Genomic DNA, 14,798 nt, shown 5'->3' on the forward strand with positions numbered 1-14,798 from the left:
AGACCTGAGACCGCCGTGTTCCGCAAACAATTACTCTACATCACCAGCGACGCGCTGTGCGCCTACGACTGGGACCACGGCGTGCTGGGCCAGGGCCAGGCCTTCCCCGCCAGCGCGGCCGGGCTGGACGGTTTCGCCGCGTGGCTGGAAGATCCGCAGGGGCAAAGGCTGGACGTGCCCGCCTACCTGCTGACGGACTTGATCGAGGAAGATTTCCAGCGCCAGCTGCTGCCCCACGTGCGCGGCAAGGCGGGCCGGGCCCTGCTGGAGCGGCGCAAGCAGCAATTACACCGCGACACGCCCTATCGGGGCAGCACCCTGCTGGGCCGCGAAAGCACGGGCCGCCACGACGACCAGGTACTGTTCTTTGCGCTGACCAACCCATCCTTGCTGCAGCCATGGACGGAGGCGCTCGAGCACTTGCGCGTGCCCGTGGCCGGCATTTATTCGACCAGCCTGCTCAGTATCGCGCTGGTCAAAAAGCTGTCGGTCGCGCACGAACACTTGCTGCTGGTGACGCAGCAGTCGGGCGGCTTGCGGCAAAGCTACTATGAAAAGGGCCAGCTGCGCTTTTCGCGCCAGACGGCCACCATCGCGCTCGATGGCGTGGCCGTGAATATTGCGCTGGAAACGGAAAAAACGCGGCAATTTCTCACCAGCACGCGCATGCTGGCGCGCGGCGACGTCTTGAATACCGTCATCCTGGCGCCGGCCGCGCAAATCGCCAAGCTCGAACTGCTGTGCGACAACGGCGTCGAAGTGGCTTACCACTTCATCGACCTGCAGCTGGCGGGCGAACGGGTGGGCTTGCGCCGCACGCCGGCGCTGGCCGACGAATTGCTGCTGACTTTGCTGGGCAAGCATCCGCCGTCCAGCCACTATCCGCCCGGCGCGCTGGCGCGCTATTACCACTTCCAGCGCGCGCGCAAGACGCTGTATGGCGCCAGCACGCTGATCGGCGCATCGGCGGCCCTGTGGTGCGCGATTAACTTGCTCGGCGGCATAGCCGACGGGGCCGCCATCGAACGCCTGGCGCAGGAAACGGCGTCCTATCAGGAGCGCTACCGCAGCGTCATGTCGACCCAGCCGCCGGCGCCGGCCAAGACGCAGAACATGAAAGTGGCCGTGACCCTGGGCCACATGATCGCCAGCCAGGCGCCGGAGCCGGGCCGGCTGCTGGGCATGCTGAGCGCCGCACTGGACCAGGCGCCGCAAGTCGCGCTCGGCCAGCTGCACTGGCATGCGGGCCAGGCGCCCGCGCGCGTGGCGAGCAATCAGACGCCGCCACAGCAGCAGCAAAGTACGGGCGCACCGGCCGGCAGCGCCCTGGCCGGCATTCCCGTCGCGCCGCCGCAGGCCTTGCGCCTGGAAGCGGACGTGGCCATGCCGAACAACGATTACCGCGCGGCCCTGGCGGCCATCACGGCCTTCGCGCAAACCCTGGCGCGCCAGCCGGGCATGCAGGTGACGATCGAGGAAACGCCGCTCGACCTGCGCCCCAGCGCGGCCCTGTCCGGCAAGAGCGCCGTGCCGGCGCCGGCCAGCCAGGCCCGCTTCACCCTCTTGCTCGCGTGGCAGCCATGAGCGGCCCCGTCAAACAGCCGCCCCTGCCCGGCATGCAACGGAGCGGCACGCCCGCGCGCGCGCTGCCGGCCTGGCTGGGCGAACTGCATCTGATACGCCGCGCCCTGCTGTGCTTTGCGCTGACCTTGCTGGCCAGCGTGGTGCTGCTGAGCCTGAGTGCCGCCTACCGGGCGCGTCAAGCACAGCAGCTGGACCTGGCCCAGCGCACGCGTTCGGCGGCCGCCCTCCTGTTCAACCATGCGGAGGCGGAAAAGCAGGAAATCCGCGCCTACGAACCGCAATTCCTGGCCCTGCGCCAGCGCGGCCTGATCGGTGAGGAAAACCGCCTGGCCTGGATCGACGCCATCCGCCGCAGCCAGGAACAGCGCAAACTGCTGCCGATCAGCTATGACATCAGCCCGCAGCAAGCGCTGCAAGTACCGTTGCCCATGGTGATGGGACAATATCAGCTGCGCGGCAGCCGCATGCGCCTGCAGATGGATTTGCTGCACGAGATGGATTTGCTGAACCTGCTGGACGATTTGCGCCAGGCCGGCTATTTCGCCGTGCAGGATTGCACGCTCAAGCGCCACGCTGCGGCCGGCGCCGGTCCAGGCAGCGGAGCTGCGCCCACCGTGGGCGCCGAATGCGAGCTGCTGTGGCTGACCCTGGGCAGCGCGCCCGTGCCGGGGCGGCCATGAGGACCACCCTCGTCCTTCGCCTCCCCCTCCTGCGCGCCCCCCTCCTGCGCCCCCTCGTCCTGGGCGCGCTGCTGGCCGGTGCCGCGCTCACGGCCCAGGCACAGTCGCCGCAACTGGGCCGTTTGTTCCTGTCGCCCGACCAGCGCGCCCAGCTCGACGCGCAGCGCTACGGCCCGCCGGCGCCCGATCCTGCCCTGGCGGCGCCCCCGGCCCCGCCGGCGCCACCGCCGCCTGCCCCGCCCGTGGAATTGAATGGCGTGGTGCAGCGCAGCAGCGGCCGCTCTACCGTCTGGCTGAACCAGGAAACGCAAAACGAACCGCACAACCGCCTTGCGCGCGACAAGTCCGGCACGCCCGGCGCCCTGACCTTGCGCCTGTCGAACGGCCAGGTGGTGCTCCTGAAGCCCGGCCAGCGCTACGACCCGGCCAGCGGCACGGTCACCGAGGCGCCGCCATGACGCCGCGCCAGGCGCATCGCCAACCCCGTTGCCAGCGCGGCGCCGCCCTGTTGCTGCTGGTGGCCGTGCTGGGCCTGGGCACGGCCAGCCTGCTGATCGGCGCCTTCGGGCGCAACACGGGCGAAGCCGAACGCCAGCAGCGTACCCTGGCCACCCTGGCGCAGGCGCGCGACGCCTTGCTGGGCTTTGCGGCGGCCAATGGCCGCCTGCCCCGCCCTGCCGCGTCCGCCCTCGACGGGCGCGAGCGCCCGGCCGACTGCGCCGGCGACGCCGAGTGCAGCGGCTTTTTGCCGTGGGTGGCGCTGGGCGTGGACGGCGTCGACGCTTGGGGCAAGCTGCTGCGCTACAGCGTCACGCCGGAAATGGCGCGCGCCCCCATCGTCTCGTTTTCCGCTGTCGCCAACAGAGTCGTGCTCACGCGCGACGGGCGCGGCGCATTCGCCTTCGTGGCGGGACAGGACCAGTGCGACGTCAGCGCGCAATGCCTGCCCGCCGTGCTGTTCTCGCAAGGCAAGAATCACTACGGCACGGCCGCCAGCGGCGTACCGCAGATCAATACGGCACGCGGCAATATCGACGAAGCCGCCAACGACGGCGCCAGCCGCCGCTTCATTAACCGCCCCGCCACCGAACTTGCCACGCTGCCCGGTGGCGCCTTTGACGACATGCTGACCTGGATTACCTTGCCCACCCTGTATCAACGCATGCGCGCCGCGCGCAACCTGCCATGAGCGCCCTCCATGCGCGCCGCCAGGGCGGCTTTTCCCTGATCGAGATCGCCATCGTGCTCGTCATCGTGGGCCTGATGATCGGCGGTCTGGTCACGCCGTTGACGGTGCAGCTGGAACAACGCAAGGTGGCCGAGACGCAACAGGCGCTCAATGAAGCGAAGGAAGCGCTGACGGGCTACGCGCTGCGCTACGGCTACCTGCCGTGTCCTGCCATCTCCGCCGGCAATGGCCTGGAAGACCGGCGCGGCGCCCGCTGCACGGGCGAAAAACGTGAGGGCTTCCTGCCCTGGGCCACCCTGGGGCTGCGCCAGGGCGACAGCTGGAACAATCTGTTCCGCTACAGCGTGACGCCCGCCTTCAGCGACAGCGAGCAGCAGTTCAACCTGGGCACGCCGCGCGACATCAGCATCGTCACGCGCAATGGCGGCGCGCTGCTGCAGGCGACGGCGTTAAGGGACATCCCCGCCATGATCATGTCCCACGGCAAGAACGGCTTTGGCGCCACGGGCGTGCAGGGCCAGCGCCAGGCTGTTCCTTTCGGCAACAATGTCGACGAGCGCAACAATGCATCGAACGCCACCACTGTCATCAGCCGCGCCGCCAGCGGGCCGCAGCAGCCGGGCGGCGAGTTCGACGATATCGTCGTCTGGCTGTCGCCGAACATCCTGTTCAACCGCATGGTGGCGGCGCAAAGGCTGCCCCGCTGATGCACGCATCCATGCTCCGGCCCGCCCTCACCATCGCCCGCTACACGCTGCTCGAAGCGCTGCGCAGCCGCCTGCCGTGGCTGTTCGTGCTGGCCGCCTGCGCCGCCGCCGGCCTGGCCGGCTTCCTGCAGCAACTGGCGCTGACGGAAAGCGGCGCCGTGCAGGCGACGCTGCTGGCGGCCGCCTTGCGCCTGGCCAGCGTCTTCCTGCTGGCCACGTTCATCATCACCAGCATGGCGCGCGAAGCGGCCGACCGGGGCCTGGAATTGCTGCTGGCCTTGCCCATGCCGCGCGCAGCCTACCTGCTGGGCAAATTGCTGGGCTACGGGGCGCTGGCGGCCGTGCCCGCCGTGCTGTTCGGCCTGCTGATGGCGCTGTTCGCCGCGCCCGCGCAAAGCGCGCTGTGGGCGCTGTCCTTGCTGGGAGAATTGTGGATCGTCGCCGCCTTCAGCCTGCTGTGCGCGGCCAGCCTGCAGCAGGCCTTGCCCGCGCTGGCCGCCACTAGCGGCTTTTATGTGCTGGCGCGCATGCTGGGCAGCCTGCAGCTACTCGCGCACGGCCCGCAGGCGGGCGACTCCCTGGTGCAACGGGCCACGGCAGGCGCCATCGACGTGCTGGCCCTGCTCTTGCCCCGCCTCGACGCCTTTGCGCGCACGGAGTGGCTGCTGTACGCGACCGGCGACTGGCAAGCCCTGGCCCGCGTGGCGGCGCAAACGGCCATCTATGTCGGCTTGCTGGCCAGCTGCGCGCTATGCGACTTTTACCGCAGGAACATCTGATGGCCGCCGCCCAGCGTCCCTGGTCGAGCGTGCCGCGCCCCCTGTGCTGGCTGCTGGCGGCCTGCCTGCTGCTGCAGCTGGGCTGGCGCCTGGCGCAGCAGCACGCACCGCCACAGGCGCGGCCCCTGCCCGCCGCGCCGCCGGCAGCCGTGGCGCGCCTGGCCAGCCTGGGCGAGCCGCTGGCCATGGCCAAGGCCATGCTGCTGTACCTGCAATCGTTCGAAGACCAGCCCGGCGTCAGCCTGCCGTGGCGCAAGCTCGACTATGACCGCCTGGCCGGCTGGCTGGAGACGGCGCAAACGCTCGACCCACGCAGCCGCTACGCGCTGGTGGCCGCCAGCGAAGTGTACGCGGGCGTGGCCGATCCGCAGCGCGCGCGGCGCATGCTGGCCTTCGTCGCCGCCAGTTTCGCCGCCGACCCGCAGCACCGCTGGCCCGCCATGGCGCAGGCGGCGCTGGTGGCCAAACACCAGTTGCACGACCTGCCGCTGGCGCTCGCCTATGCACGCCAGTTGCGCCGGCTGGCGACGGGGCCGCAAGTGCCAGCCTGGGTGCGCGAGATGGAAGCGTTCATCCTGGAAGACATGGACCAGCTCGACAGCGCACGCCTGGTGATCGGCGGCCTGATCGCCAGCGGCCAGATCAGCGACCCGCACGAACTCGCTTTCCTCGCGCGCAAGCTCGATGCACTGGCCGACAAGAAAAAGGCGGCGCCATGAGCCACCGTCCGACATGCCATGCGCGCACGGTGCCAATTGCAGTAAACTGCCATATAGTCCCCAGCACTTTTTTCCAAGGAAATCCCCATGCTCCCACGCCGCCAGCACGGCTTTACGCTCGTAGAAATCGCCATCGTCCTGGTCATCATCGGCTTGCTGCTCGGCGGCGTGCTCAAGGGACAAGGCTTGATCGACAGCGCCAAGGTGAAGAACATCATCCAGCAGTCGAATGCGCTGACGGCCGCCGTCAACGCCTACCAGGACAAATTCCGCGCCCTGCCCGGCGACGATATCCAGGGCACCGTGCACGTGCCCAATTCGGCCGGCAACGGCAATGGCGACGGCCAGATCGGCGACGGCCAGCCGCGCGAATTCACGCTGGCGCCGCAGCACCTGGCGCTGGGCGGCTTCATTACCGGCTCGTTCAACGGCACCTCGCAATTCATGACCAGCGCCCAGGGCGGCGCCGTCTACCTGTACAACGATGAAGTGGGCGGACGGGCCGGCAACGGCATCCGTTTCGACAACCTGCCCGAAGGCTACGCCGAGCAGATCGACAGCAAACTCGACGATGGCGTGGCCAGCACGGGCAGCGTCCGGGCGAACATGCCCTATGGCAATACCGGTGCTATCATCCCCCGCACCGCCGTCTTTTTCTGAGCCGCCACTCACTATCGAAGGAATACCATGCCACTGCACCGCAAACTCATCGTCTCCCTGGCCGCCGCCTGCGCCTTGCTGGCCGGCGGCGCGCACGCCCAATACGTGGGCCCGACGGCCGGCCCTGCCGCGCCCGGCAATGTGGCCGCCATCCTGAAAAATCCCGTCGACGACCAGGCCGTCGTGCTGCGCGGCAACCTGCTGCGCAAAGTGGGGAACGAGAAATACACGTTTTCCGACGGCACGGCGGAAATCCGCGTGGACATCGACGACAAGGTCTTCATGAACCGCCAGATCGACGCCAGGACCCGCGTGGAAATTCGCGGCGAAGTAGAAAAAGATTTCATGGAAAGCCCGGAAATCGATGTCGATGTGCTGACCGTGGTCCCCTAAGTTTTCCTGCCCTCCCGCCGCCACGGCGGGAGGGGCGTCACCTCCCTTCTGTATGCCTTGCGCAACCTTTTTTCCACCCAAGAAACTAGGCTTGTCAGAACAATCAATTTCGTCTAGCATCTTTTCATTCAAGGTCAGCCAGCGCCAGCGTGAGCCTGCCTGTCGACTCATCCATTCTGGGAGCTTTCCGGGTGCAAGATTTGCCTTCGATACGCTCAAGAATTTCATGGCTGGTGTTCGCCTGGGTCATTCCGACGGCCCTCGTGTTTCTCCTGCTCGTGGCGCAAAGCTACACGCGCGAACGCGACCATGTCGTCAGCGAAACGGCGCAGGCGGCGCGCGCCGTCTCCGCCGCCATCGAACGCGACTTGAGCGGCGCCCAGATGGCCGCGCGCCTGCTGGCCGCCTCGCCCGCCCTGCAAGACGACGATATCGGCGCCCTGCGCGCCCTGGCCGGCAGCCTGCTGCAGCCGGGCCTGGCCGTCAGCGCCTTCATCGTCTCCGACGCCAAGGGACGCCAGCTCATCAATACATCGCTGCCCGCCGGCCAGACACCGCCCCCCTTGCCGCAAAAATGGGCCGCCAGTATGGACCGCGCGCGCGACTACGGCAAGCCACGGCTGACCAGTTTGCTGACGCCGCCGGACGAGGTGCCGCGGCTGGCCCTGAACCAACGCTTGCCGCGTAACAAGGGGCCCGCCTATGTGCTGACGGCGCTGTACCCGCCCGACTACCTGCCCTTGCTGCTGCGCGAGCTGCACCTGCCGGCCTACCTGGGCGCGGCCATCGTCAACGCCGACGGCATCAACGTGGCGCGCACCCTGGCGCCCCAGCGCTATGTGGGCCAGCGCAGCCCGGCGCCCTTGCTGGAGCAGATACGCCAGCAGCGCGAAGGCGTGCTGCGCCACGCCACCCTGGAAGGCATCGACGTGTATACGGGCTTTCGCCGCGCGCCGGACGACGCCTGGACGGTGGCCGTCACTATCCGCACCAGCACGGTGGCCGAAGCCCTGCTGCGCTCCGTCGTCACCGGCTCCCTCATCCTGGCCCTGCTGCTGGGCGCCGGCTTTGCCCTGGCCTGGCGCGTGGGCGGCCGCCTGGCCCGCACCCTGCAGGAACTGACCGTGCAGATCCATGCGCTGGCGCAAGGCAAACCCCTGCTTTCGAACAAGCACACGGACCGCGAATCGGCCGACATGGCAGCCGCGCTGGGCGCGCTGGAACGCGACTTGCGGCGCCACCGCACACAGCTCGAAAGCCTGGTGAGCGAGCGCACCCTGGCCCTGGAAAAATCCACGCGCCTGCTGGAAACCGTCTACGCGACGGCGCCCATCGGCATGCTGTTCGTGGGACTGGACTTGCGCGTCGTCATGATCAACCAGTACCTGGCCGCCATCCACGGGGCCAGCGTGGCGCAGCATCTGGGCCGTCCCGTGGGCGCCATGCTGTTCGACGCCGCCGTGCGCATGGAGGTGGAACGCTGCGTGCGCCAGGTGCTCGAAACGGGATCGCCCATCGTCGACCTCGAATTGCAGGGTCATGGCGGGCGGCAGCGCGAGCAGCTCAGTCACTGGATCGTCTCGTATCACCCGATTTTCGGCCCCGAGCAGCAGTTGCTGGGCGTGTCGGGCCTGTGGCTCGATATTAGCGAGCGCAAGCGCAGCGAAGCGGAATTTCGCCGCTCGAAACACCTGTTCGGCACCATCATTGAAAACATCCCGGCCATGGTCTTCGTCAAGCGTGCCGACAAGCTGAGCTTTGAAATGGTCAACCGCCATGCGGAACTGACCCTGGGACGCTCGCGCGAGCAATTGCTGGGCAAGACGGACCACGACTTCTTCCCGCCGCAGCAGGCGGCCGCCTTCGTCAGCGCCGACCGCAAGCTGCTGGCCACGGGGCAGATGGTGGAAATCGAGCAGGAGCCGATCAACACGGCCGACGGCACCACGCGCCACTTCACCACGCGCAAGGTGGTGCTGCGCGACGACGCGGGGCGCGCCAGCCACGTGCTGGGGGTGTCGATCGACATCACGGAACGCAAGCGCGCCACCGAGGTGCTGCACGCCACCACCTTGCGCCTGGAACAGAGCGAGCGCTTCATCCGCACCGTCACCGACAACCTGCCCGGCATGGTGTCGTACTGGGGCGCCGATCTGCGTTGCCGCTTCGCAAATAATTTCTATAACGAATGGTTTGGCCGCAGCAGCGCCGAGCTGGCCGGCATCCACATGAGCGAATTGCTGGGGCAGGAACTGTTTGACGTGTATGCGCCCCACGTCGAGGGCGTGCTGGCGGGCCGGCCGCAAAGCTTCGAGCGCGACCTGCTCGACCCCACGGGCCAGGTATGCCATACGTGGACCAATTACATCCCCGACGTCGACGACAGCGGCGGCGTGCGCGGCTTCTTCGTGCTGGCCTCGGACGTCTCCGAGCTCAAGCGCACGGAATTGCGCCTGCACGAACTCAACGAGCAAATGGTGCGCGCGCGCGACAAGGCCGAGGCGGCCAGCACGGCGAAGAGCGAATTCGTCGCGAACATGAGCCATGAAATCCGCACGCCGATGAACGCCATCATCGGCCTGGCGCGCCTGCTGGAAGAGTCGCCGCTGGAACGGCGCGAGCGCAGCTACGTCGGCAAGATCCAGATGGCCACGCAGTCGCTGCTCCATATCGTCAACGACGTGCTCGATTTTTCCAAGATCGAGGCGGGACAGATGGTGCTGGAACAGCGCCGCTTCCAGCTCGAACGCATGCTCGGCAGCGTCGGCGTGCTGCTGGCCAGCAGTGCCTGGGCGCGCGGCGTGGAGCCCGTGTTCGTGCTGGCCCCCGGCGTGCCGGACGAGCTGATCGGCGACGCCCTGCGCGTGGAACAGATCCTGATCAACCTGGTGGGCAACGCCGTCAAATTCACTTCGCATGGCGAAGTGGTGCTGTCCATCGGCATGGCGGCCGAGGATGCGGCCAGCGTGACCCTGGAGTTTTCCGTGCGCGACACGGGCATCGGCATCGGCGCGGCCGAGCAGGAACGCATCTTCGACGCGTTTTCCCAGGGCGACAGCGGCACCAGCCGCAAATACGGCGGCACGGGATTGGGGCTGGCCATTTGCCGGCGCATGGTGGAATTGATGGGCGGCCAGCTCAGCGTGAAAAGCGCGCTGGGCCAGGGTTCCGACTTCCGCTTCCGCTGCCGCTTCGGCAAGGCGGCGGCGCCGCACGAGCCGCGCGGCAAGGGCGCGCCCAGGGCCCTGTCGCTGCTGATCATCGACGACAACGCCAGCGTGCGCGCCATGCTGGAAGACTGGTGCGCGGCGCAGGGCTGGCACAGCCGCAGCGCCGACAGCGGCGCGGCCGGCCTGGCCTTGCTGCGCCAGGCCGGTGGCCCGGACGGCTTGCCGCCGGCAGACCTGGTGCTGCTCGACGCGGCCATGCCAGGCATGGATGGCATTTCCATGCTCACCGAGGCGCGCGCCGATGCGCTCTTGGCGCTGCCGCCCGTGATCATGCTGGTGGCCGACCAGGACAGCGAAAACCTCGAACGCCTGGCCGACAGCCTGATGCTGGCCGGCATCGTCTCGAAACCGGCCACCCCGGCACGCCTGCTGGCGGCCGTGACGGCCGTGCGCGAAGGCCGCAGCGCGCCGTCCGCGCTGCCCGTGTCCACGCCCTTGTCGGGCTTGCTGGAAGGCATGCGCGTCCTGCTGGTGGAAGACAATGAAATCAACCAGGAAGTGGCGCAGTACATCCTGCTGCACTCGGGCGCGCGCGTGGCCGTGGCCGCCAACGGCCGGCTGGCCGTCGACTTGCTTGCCAGCACGCCGGACGCCTGGGACGTGGTGCTGATGGATTTGCAGATGCCCGTCATGAACGGCTACGACGCCACCCTGGCCATCCGCGCGCTGGGCTTGCCGGACCTGCCCATCGTCGCCATGACGGCCAATGCCATGGACGAGGACCGTCTGCGCGCCATCGCCAGCGGCATGAATGCGCATGTGGCCAAACCGATCGATGTCGACGACATGATCGAGACCCTGACCCGGCTGGTGCCGGCGCCGCCGGGTGCGGGCACTGGCGGCAGCGCCATGCCGGCCGCGAACGCCGTCGCGTGGATGGCCGATGTGCCGGCCACGGTGCCCGGCATCGACCTGGCAGCGGCCCTGCACCGCTTCGGCGGCGACTACGGCGCCTTCCTGGCCCTGCTCAAGCGCTTTGAAAATTCGCAAGGCGACGCCGTCGAGGACACGCGGCGCCTGCTGGCCGCCGGCCAGACGCGGCAGGCGGCGCAGCTGCTGCACCGCGTGTGCGGCGTGGCGGCCAACCTGGGCGCCGCCCACGTCGCCAGCCTGGCAGGCGAGGCGGAAAAAACGCTCAAAACGGCGCAATCGCACGCGACACCCGCCTTGCTGGGGCAGCTGGAACTGGCGATGGCCGAAGTCATCGAGGCGGCGCGCACCCTGCCCTCGCCCCTGCGGCGCGGGCAGGGTGCACCCGCCGCACCCGGCAGCGCGCCGCCCGACCTGCGCGCCGGCCTGGCCGACTTGCTTGTCCTGATCCGCAACAATAACCTGAAGGCGCTGGCCCAATTCCACGCGCTGCACCCCGCCCTGCAACAATCAGACCGGGAAGCGGCCCTGGCGCTGGCCAACGCGATCGAAACCCTGAATTTTTCCGAAGCGGAAAAACTCGTGCTCGATCAGCTGAAACGAGAGGAAAACAAGTGAGCTGGACCAACCTTGCCATGAACGGGCGCATCCTCATCGTCGATGACGCCATGGAAAACATCCAGATCCTGCACCAGTTGCTGCGCGAGGAACACGACGTGCTGTTCGCCCTGAGCGGAGAGAAGGCGCTGGAGATTGCGCATAATCAACTGCCGGACCTGATCCTGCTCGACGCCGTCATGCCCGGCATGGATGGCTACGCCGTCTGCAATGCGCTGCGCGAATCGGCCATCCTGAGCGCCATTCCCGTCATTTTCGTCACGGCCCTGAACCAGCCCGAGGACGAGACGCGGGCGCTGGAAGCGGGCGCCGTCGATTTCATCACGAAACCGTTCAACGCAGCCGTCGTGCGGGCCCGCGTGCGCAGCCAGCTGACCATCAAGCGGCAGGCCGACGCCATGCGCGAGCTGTCGCTGACGGATACGCTGACGGGCGTGGCCAACCGGCGCAGCTTCAATGACACGATGGACAGCGAATGGCGGCGCTGCGCGCGCGACGGCGTGCCGATGGCCCTCATCATGGCCGATATCGACCACTTCAAGGATTACAACGACACGTATGGCCACCAGGCGGGCGACCTGTGCCTGCAGCAGGTGAGCGCCGCCCTGCGCCGCTGCGCCGTGCGCCCGCCCGACCTGCTGGCGCGCTACGGCGGCGAGGAATTCATCATCCTGCTGCCGCAGGAAACGCGCGACGGCGCCGAAGTGGTGGCCCAGCGCATCCTCGACGAAGTGCGCGCGCTGCAAATTGCCCACGCCAGATCGAGCGCCGGCCCGCACGTCACCGTCAGCCTGGGCATGGCCAGCGTCATGCCCACGGAAGGCATGGACCCCAGCGCCCTGATCCGCGCCGCCGACGCCCTGCTGTACCGCGCCAAGCAGACGGGGCGGGACAGGTATTGCGCGTCGGAGGGGGAGTAATCATGCAGGCGATCGCCTCTTTGCGGGCGGGGCGTTGGACCGCTTGCCGCCGGATGGCCGTCCCGTCGTGCTGGGCCAGCCAGCCGCATTGCCAGGACCGCGACCTCTGCCCGTAGCGCTGCTACCCTTGGCGGCGCCCTTGCCAGCGCCGCTGTTTCCGCTGCTTGCATTGTTAGACATCATCCACTCCTTCGCCGGAAAGCGCCGGCGCGCCACCAGCGTACATCCGGCGCACGCGCAGGAGCGCACGGCTGCCTGTCGGACTGCCGCACGATGCCGCCACATGTCGGCTTACGCCCTGCGGGCTAAGCCGACCTACGCCGACCTACGCCGACCTGCGATGCGGGCTCAGTTTGCCGCTCAGGGATAGCAGCGCATCAAAAATTCCGCCACGCACACGGGTTTCGTGTCGCCTTCCCTCTCCATTGTCACGGCCCAGTTCACCTGCGCCCCTTCCGGCACGTCCTCGACGGAGAGGATGTCGAGCCGCGCGCGCAGGCGGCTGCCGACGGGCACGGGCGCGGGGAAGCGCACTTTGTTCAGGCCATAGTTGATGGCCATGCGGATGCCGGCCATGTGCAAGGCGCCCGCAAGCATGGCGGGCAGCAAGGACAGTGTGAGAAATCCGTGCGCCACGGTGCAGCCGTACGGCGACTCGCGCGCGCAGCGCTCGGCGTCCACATGGATCCACTGATGGTCGTCCGTGGCGTCGGCAAAGGTGTCAATGCGCTGCTGCGTGATGGTGAGCCAGTCGGAGACGGCCACGTGCTGTCCCGACAAGGCCTGGAAACCGGCGATGCCGGCGATATCACGCATGGTGCTCTCCGGCCGGGCGGCGGCCGAACATGCCCATGCCTTCGACGGTGGTCACCACCTCGCCATGCTGGTTGCGCACGCTCCACACGGAAATGACGATGCCGCGGTCCGGCTTCGACGTGGACGGGCGCACTTCCTTGACCTGGTAGGTCAGCTGCAGGGTGTCGCCTGCGCGCACGGGCTTGAGCCAGCGGATGCTGTCCAGGCCGGGCGAACCCATGCTGGACGAATGCTTGAGCAGGTTATCGACCACCAGGCGCATCATCATGCCGCAGGTATGCCAGCCGCTGGCGATGACGCCCTTGAAGATGGTTTTTTCCGCCGCAGCATGGTCAACGTGAAACGGCTGCGGGTCGAAATCCGTGGCGAAAGCGATGATTTCCTTTTCTGTCACGTGGCGCTGGCCCAGGTCGATTTCCAGGCCTTGCGTAAAGTCTTCGAAATACCAGTGTTTCGGGGCGATAGCGGTCGATGCGGTCATGCGGTCTCCGTCGGCAAGAAGCCCGGCTGGGCGATAAAGCGCTCGATGTGATGGTCCACGTCGCCCAGGGTCAGGGCGATCATGGAGAGGCGCTTGAAATGATGGGCGGCGGGCAATTCGTCCGTCACGCCCATACCGCCATGCAATTGCACGGCTTGCTGGCCGACAAAGGTGGCGGCCAGTCCCACCCGCGCCTTGGCGGCGGACACGGTACGGCGGCGCTCAGACGCGTCGTCGCTATCGGCCTTGGCGGCGGCCAGCATGGCCATCGAACGGGCTTGCTCCAGGTGGATGAACATGTCGGCCATGCGGTGCTGCAGGGCCTGGAACTTGCCGATCGGCGCGCCGAACTGCTGGCGCGTCTTCAAGTAGTCGAGCGTGGCGGCAAAGATGGCGTCCATGGCGCCCACGGCTTCCGCGCACAGCAGGGCGGCGCCATAGTCGAGTGCGGCATCGAGCACAGGCCAGCCCTGCCCCTTTTGTCCGACCAGTGCCTCATGCCCCAGCACCACTTGCACGAGGGTCACGGTGGCGGCGCGCTGGCCGTCGATGGTGCGGTAGTCGCGCACGGAAACACCGGGCGCGTCGACGGGCACGAGGAATAGCGAAATGCCCTCCGTGTCCATCTGCCCTCCGCCGCTGCGCGCCGAGACGATCAGAGAATCCGCCTGGGCGCCATGAATGACGACGGTTTTCTCGCCGTCGAGCACGAAACCGTCGCCGCTGGCCGTGGCCGTCGTGGCGATGTCGTGCAGGTCGTGGCGCGACTGCCGCTCGCCGAGCGCGCAAGCCAGTTTCAGGCTGCCGCTGGCCACCTGTTCCAGCACCGCATCATGGCCGCCCGCCAGGGTCAAGAAGCGCGCGCCGAGCACGGTGGCGAAATACGGTTCGACCACGAGGCCGCGCCCCAGTTCCTGCATCACCAGCAGCATGTCGACGGCCGTGCCGTCGAAACCTCCCGCGGCGGCCGGCAGCGGCAAGGCCGTCATGCCCAGCTCGGCCAGGGTGGCCCAGGCGGCATCGGACGTACCGGTGGCGGAATGGATGATGGTTTGCCGCGTCTCAAACGGGTAATCCTTGTCGACCCAGCGCCGGAGCGCGTCGGCGAATTGCTGCTGTTCCTGATTGAATTGGAAGTCCATGTCGTCTCCT

14 protein-coding genes are annotated in these 14,798 nt (G+C 67.9%); 11 read left to right on the plus strand and 3 right to left on the minus strand.

Going from position 1 to position 14,798, the window contains the following annotated elements:
* Window positions 1-15 precede the first annotated feature (15 nt).
* The 11 genes from AC3RCG_RS17930 to AC3RCG_RS17980 all read left to right on the plus strand — a co-directional run bounded on the left by AC3RCG_RS17930 (window position 16) and on the right by AC3RCG_RS17980 (window position 12,349).
* Window positions 16-1,584, plus strand: coding sequence for a hypothetical protein (locus AC3RCG_RS17930; RefSeq protein WP_492402781.1), 1,569 nt, complete (start codon window positions 16-18; stop codon window positions 1,582-1,584).
* Complete coding sequence (locus tag AC3RCG_RS17935) at window positions 1,581-2,264, plus strand: hypothetical protein (protein ID WP_409028422.1); 684 nt, start codon at window positions 1,581-1,583, stop codon at window positions 2,262-2,264. The genes AC3RCG_RS17930 and AC3RCG_RS17935 overlap by 4 nt, the downstream gene beginning before the upstream one ends.
* Complete coding sequence (locus AC3RCG_RS17940) at window positions 2,261-2,722, plus strand: hypothetical protein (protein ID WP_492402779.1); 462 nt, start codon at window positions 2,261-2,263, stop codon at window positions 2,720-2,722. Before AC3RCG_RS17935 ends, AC3RCG_RS17940 begins: the two co-directional genes overlap by 4 nt.
* The gene (locus AC3RCG_RS17945; protein ID WP_492402777.1) at window positions 2,719-3,453 is read left to right on the plus strand and encodes a hypothetical protein; all 735 of its coding nucleotides are present in this window, start codon (window positions 2,719-2,721) and stop codon (window positions 3,451-3,453) included. The genes AC3RCG_RS17940 and AC3RCG_RS17945 overlap by 4 nt, the downstream gene beginning before the upstream one ends.
* Window positions 3,450-4,160, plus strand: a complete 711-nt coding sequence (locus AC3RCG_RS17950; protein WP_492402775.1) for a prepilin-type N-terminal cleavage/methylation domain-containing protein — start codon at window positions 3,450-3,452, stop codon at window positions 4,158-4,160. The genes AC3RCG_RS17945 and AC3RCG_RS17950 overlap by 4 nt, the downstream gene beginning before the upstream one ends.
* The gene (locus AC3RCG_RS17955) at window positions 4,160-4,939 is read left to right on the plus strand and encodes an ABC transporter permease subunit (protein WP_492402773.1); all 780 of its coding nucleotides are present in this window, start codon (window positions 4,160-4,162) and stop codon (window positions 4,937-4,939) included. Before AC3RCG_RS17950 ends, AC3RCG_RS17955 begins: the two co-directional genes overlap by 1 nt.
* On the plus strand, window positions 4,939-5,658 hold the full coding sequence (locus AC3RCG_RS17960) for a hypothetical protein (protein ID WP_492402771.1): 720 nt from the start codon (window positions 4,939-4,941) through the stop codon (window positions 5,656-5,658). Before AC3RCG_RS17955 ends, AC3RCG_RS17960 begins: the two co-directional genes overlap by 1 nt.
* Window positions 5,659-5,745: 87 nt before the next feature.
* On the plus strand, window positions 5,746-6,318 hold the full coding sequence (locus tag AC3RCG_RS17965) for a prepilin-type N-terminal cleavage/methylation domain-containing protein (protein ID WP_070291219.1): 573 nt from the start codon (window positions 5,746-5,748) through the stop codon (window positions 6,316-6,318).
* 27 nt (window positions 6,319-6,345) lie between these two features.
* Window positions 6,346-6,711, plus strand: a complete 366-nt coding sequence (locus tag AC3RCG_RS17970; RefSeq protein WP_492402769.1) for a YgiW/YdeI family stress tolerance OB fold protein — start codon at window positions 6,346-6,348, stop codon at window positions 6,709-6,711.
* A gap of 233 nt (window positions 6,712-6,944) precedes the next feature.
* The gene (locus AC3RCG_RS17975; RefSeq protein ID WP_492402767.1) at window positions 6,945-11,429 is read left to right on the plus strand and encodes a PAS domain-containing protein; all 4,485 of its coding nucleotides are present in this window, start codon (window positions 6,945-6,947) and stop codon (window positions 11,427-11,429) included.
* Window positions 11,426-12,349 carry a diguanylate cyclase domain-containing protein gene (locus tag AC3RCG_RS17980; protein ID WP_492402765.1) on the plus strand — a complete coding sequence of 308 codons (924 nt, stop codon included), beginning with the start codon at window positions 11,426-11,428 and terminating at the stop codon, window positions 12,347-12,349. The genes AC3RCG_RS17975 and AC3RCG_RS17980 overlap by 4 nt, the downstream gene beginning before the upstream one ends.
* Before the next feature lie 360 nt (window positions 12,350-12,709).
* Here AC3RCG_RS17980 and AC3RCG_RS17985 read toward each other — a convergent pair whose 3' ends face one another.
* The 3 genes from AC3RCG_RS17985 to AC3RCG_RS17995 are packed head-to-tail and all read right to left on the minus strand — an operon-like array spanning window position 12,710 to window position 14,788.
* On the minus strand, window positions 12,710-13,165 hold the full coding sequence (locus AC3RCG_RS17985; protein WP_121669851.1) for a MaoC family dehydratase: 456 nt from the start codon (window positions 13,163-13,165) through the stop codon (window positions 12,710-12,712).
* Entirely contained in the window at window positions 13,158-13,646 is a 489-nt protein-coding gene (locus AC3RCG_RS17990) for a MaoC family dehydratase (protein ID WP_230504839.1), read from the minus strand. Before AC3RCG_RS17990 ends, AC3RCG_RS17985 begins: the two co-directional genes overlap by 8 nt.
* Window positions 13,643-14,788 (minus strand): acyl-CoA dehydrogenase family protein, encoded by a 1,146-nt coding sequence (locus tag AC3RCG_RS17995; protein ID WP_492402762.1) that lies wholly within the window; start codon window positions 14,786-14,788, stop codon window positions 13,643-13,645. The genes AC3RCG_RS17990 and AC3RCG_RS17995 overlap by 4 nt, the downstream gene beginning before the upstream one ends.
* Window positions 14,789-14,798 lie beyond the last annotated feature (10 nt).

This window comes from Janthinobacterium sp. GW823-FHT01H08, assembly GCF_058797855.1.

Coding starts and splice junctions, on each gene's coding strand:
- AC3RCG_RS17970 (WP_492402769.1), top strand. CDS start 6,346: ATGCCACTGCACCGCAAACTCATCGTCTCCCTGGCCGCCGCCTGCGCC.
- AC3RCG_RS17945 (WP_492402777.1), top strand. CDS start 2,719: ATGACGCCGCGCCAGGCGCATCGCCAACCCCGTTGCCAGCGCGGCGCC.
- AC3RCG_RS17990 (WP_230504839.1), bottom strand. CDS start 13,646: ATGACCGCATCGACCGCTATCGCCCCGAAACACTGGTATTTCGAAGAC.
- AC3RCG_RS17965 (WP_070291219.1), top strand. CDS start 5,746: ATGCTCCCACGCCGCCAGCACGGCTTTACGCTCGTAGAAATCGCCATC.
- AC3RCG_RS17960 (WP_492402771.1), top strand. CDS start 4,939: ATGGCCGCCGCCCAGCGTCCCTGGTCGAGCGTGCCGCGCCCCCTGTGC.
- AC3RCG_RS17995 (WP_492402762.1), bottom strand. CDS start 14,788: ATGGACTTCCAATTCAATCAGGAACAGCAGCAATTCGCCGACGCGCTC.
- AC3RCG_RS17955 (WP_492402773.1), top strand. CDS start 4,160: ATGCACGCATCCATGCTCCGGCCCGCCCTCACCATCGCCCGCTACACG.
- AC3RCG_RS17935 (WP_409028422.1), top strand. CDS start 1,581: ATGAGCGGCCCCGTCAAACAGCCGCCCCTGCCCGGCATGCAACGGAGC.
- AC3RCG_RS17985 (WP_121669851.1), bottom strand. CDS start 13,165: ATGCGTGATATCGCCGGCATCGCCGGTTTCCAGGCCTTGTCGGGACAG.
- AC3RCG_RS17950 (WP_492402775.1), top strand. CDS start 3,450: ATGAGCGCCCTCCATGCGCGCCGCCAGGGCGGCTTTTCCCTGATCGAG.
- AC3RCG_RS17940 (WP_492402779.1), top strand. CDS start 2,261: ATGAGGACCACCCTCGTCCTTCGCCTCCCCCTCCTGCGCGCCCCCCTC.